This window comes from Aequorivita marina (assembly GCF_031631895.2).
Taxonomy (GTDB): domain Bacteria; phylum Bacteroidota; class Bacteroidia; order Flavobacteriales; family Flavobacteriaceae; genus Aequorivita; species Aequorivita marina.
The window spans coordinates 1-2,714 of sequence record NZ_JAVMBW020000030.1; the positions used below are offsets into that span (position 1 = coordinate 1).

2 protein-coding genes are annotated in these 2,714 nt (G+C 53.1%); both read right to left on the reverse strand.

Features of this window, described 5'->3' with window-relative positions:
* The coding region (locus QPK98_RS15530) for a PorP/SprF family type IX secretion system membrane protein (protein WP_310994391.1) at window positions 1–503 on the reverse strand (503 nt) is incomplete at its 3' end.
* Window positions 504–512: 9 nt separating this feature from the next.
* Window positions 513–2,714, reverse strand: a 2,202-nt coding sequence (locus QPK98_RS15535) for a T9SS type B sorting domain-containing protein (RefSeq protein ID WP_310994392.1), incomplete at its 5' end; no start/stop codon positions are given.

Sequence of the window (2,714 nt, forward strand, 5' to 3'; positions counted from 1 at the left end):
AAAAAATTGTACGACACTCCAGCGTCAACGTTAAAGTACGAAGTGCTCTGCACAATACCAGCTATCACCGGGTCGTAGTCCTCTAACGGAAAGCTGGTCTCATCAAGCTTCTGCTGGGTAAGCCCAGCGCTAAGCCCAAAGGAAAGCTGGTTCAGGTCCGCCTCGCTTCGCGAGAACATGATGTGGTGCGCATAGGTAAGGTAACCGCCCGTCTGCGAGTGGTACCCGTTCCGGTCGTTGAAAACAATGGCCCCGATCCCTGAGCGGTCCCCCAACCGAATATTAGCACTCAGGGTCTGCAGGTTGGGTGCCTCTTCCATATCAAACCACTGTTGTCGCGCTGTAAGACGCACCTGGTTGTGCGTAGCTGCACCNGCCATAGAGGGGTGCAGCAGGTACAGATTGTCCGAAAAATAATCCGAATAAACCGGGATCCCGTCCTGGGAAAATCCATAGAACGAGGCCAGTAAGAATAGGATAAGGGGAAGTTTCTTAATATACATAGTCTTTTGTTATCGTTTTAGCGTAAAGTGTCCTTTGAACTCGCGGGATTGTCCGTTCTCCTGGTACTCCACGCGGAACCAGTAGTCGCTCGAGGGTAGCGGATTGCCGTTGTAGGTGCCATCCCATCCTGGGCCCAGTGGGCTAAGCTGCTTGAGTAGTTTCCCGAAGCGGTCAAAGATATAGATCTTGGCTTGGGGGTCGCCCGTACCAATGCCCAAAATGTTCCAGGTGTCGTGATAGCCGTCTTCATTAGGTGTAAAGAAAGGCGGGTAGTCTATCACCCCCACTACTATCGTTACCCTGCCACAACCTCCTTTGTCGCGTACGGTAACAATATGGGTTCCGGGAGACACGCCTTCAAAGATCGGACTGTCCTGGAATGGCCCGTCGTCCAACTGGTACTCATAGTCGCCGTTGCCACTAACGGTGACCTCAATAGTATGGTTGTCGGCAAAGGCGGCGCTCACCACCTCGGCTCCATAGACCAAGGGCGGCGAGGAGACCGTTACCGTGGTACTGACACTGTTGGAGCAGCCAGATTCGATACTGGTATAGGTTACCGTGTATTCCCCGCCTTGCATTGCAATGATCGAGGGGCCGGTCTCTCCAGGGATGATTACACCGTCCAGTTCCCATACAAAGGTGAACAGCGCTGGGTCTAGGCCGGTGTCAATTACCGGTGGTGAGGCGCCGCCGTCTTCTCCGGCAATTGGGTTTCCGTTCTCATCTACGCAAAGGCGGTATTGATCCTCTAGTTCTATTTCAGGAAGTCGCTCTACTTTTAGAACGAGCTCCGCCACAGCATAGCACTGGGGCTCATATTGGTTGTCGGTGTTGGTAACCCGTACATAGATCCGTTGTGGGTTGATCAGGTTTACATACGGAAAGGTGATCGGGTCGGTCCCCGCCTCGGCATGTTCTGGGGTCTCATGGAAGCTAATCAGGTAAACATCCGGGTCTTGATCGCCTAGGATACCGGCGCGAAGGGCAGCCACCTGTTGGTTGCTCAGGTCTTCCAAGTCAAATTCGGCATGACCGTCCTGCGGGGGTAGGTTATCACAAATAACGAAGGGTTCCGTAGGGGCCGTTGCTTCAGCACCTCGCTGTACGATGAGCTCAAAGCTTTGTACTCCGCCAATATAGCAGCCCGTATCGGTATCTAAGATACCCACGTAGATGGTCTGCGGGTTAATGGGGTTGTTGTCTGCGTCCTTGTTCTGGTGTGCCTGGGGGTTTACAATTGCTCCCGTTTGGTTCTCCGCATCGTCCGGATCTAGGTAAAAGCTTACCGCAAAGGGCGGGGCAGATTGCTCTCCAAGGATCTCAGGAATCTTGGTGGTAAGGTCAAAGATGCCGATACCGCTGTTATCAGGACTGCAAATGATATAGTCTGAAACTGGGGCACTGGCATCTGGCAAGGGGTTTACCACTAGTTCCAGCTCCACAATTTCAAAGCACTTGGAGTCGGGATTGGTGGTTCGCACGTAGATGATCTGTGGGTTAGTCGTGTTCTGGTAGGCGGTGCGCTCTGGGGCCACAATCTCATTTTCCTCATTGACGGCATCGTCATAGCTTTCATAGTAGCCCAAGGTCCAATCAGTGTTCCCATTGCGGATCTGGTCTTCGCGCTGGGTAAGGTCAAAGAGTTCTGTCTGGTCATAAGGGCCTGGAGGGATGATTACGTTTTCATCACAAAGGGCAATGGGGTCTGGCGTGACTGGCTCGGGATTGGCCGTTACGCGAAGGGTTAACGTGGTAAGGGCAATGCACGCGCTGTCGCTATCCTCTACGCGTACATAGATTATCTGTGGGTTGGTTGTGTTTTCGTAAGCGGTATCGGGATCAATTGGGTTTTCGTTGTTCTGGGCATCTTCCGCATTTACAAAGTACGATACGCCTTGGGTAAGCACCCCATCGGTTATCTCGCCGTTCTTCTGGGTTAGGTCAAAGGTGGTGACTCCGTCAAAGGGTTCGCCAAGGTCATCACATTGCACCAAGGGCTCTGGGTCTACGATGGGCAGGCCATTCTTTACCACCAGCTCAAAACTTCCTACCTTGAAGCAGTCGGTGTCGTTGGTGGCTAGGCGTACCCAGATGGTCTGGGGGTTGGTCTCATTGGTATAGGCTTCTGGGTCGGCAATTGGGGCATTGCCACTGATGGCCTCTGCCTCGGTTAGGTGGTAGGTAAGGCGATAGTCTTCGCGGGGCTG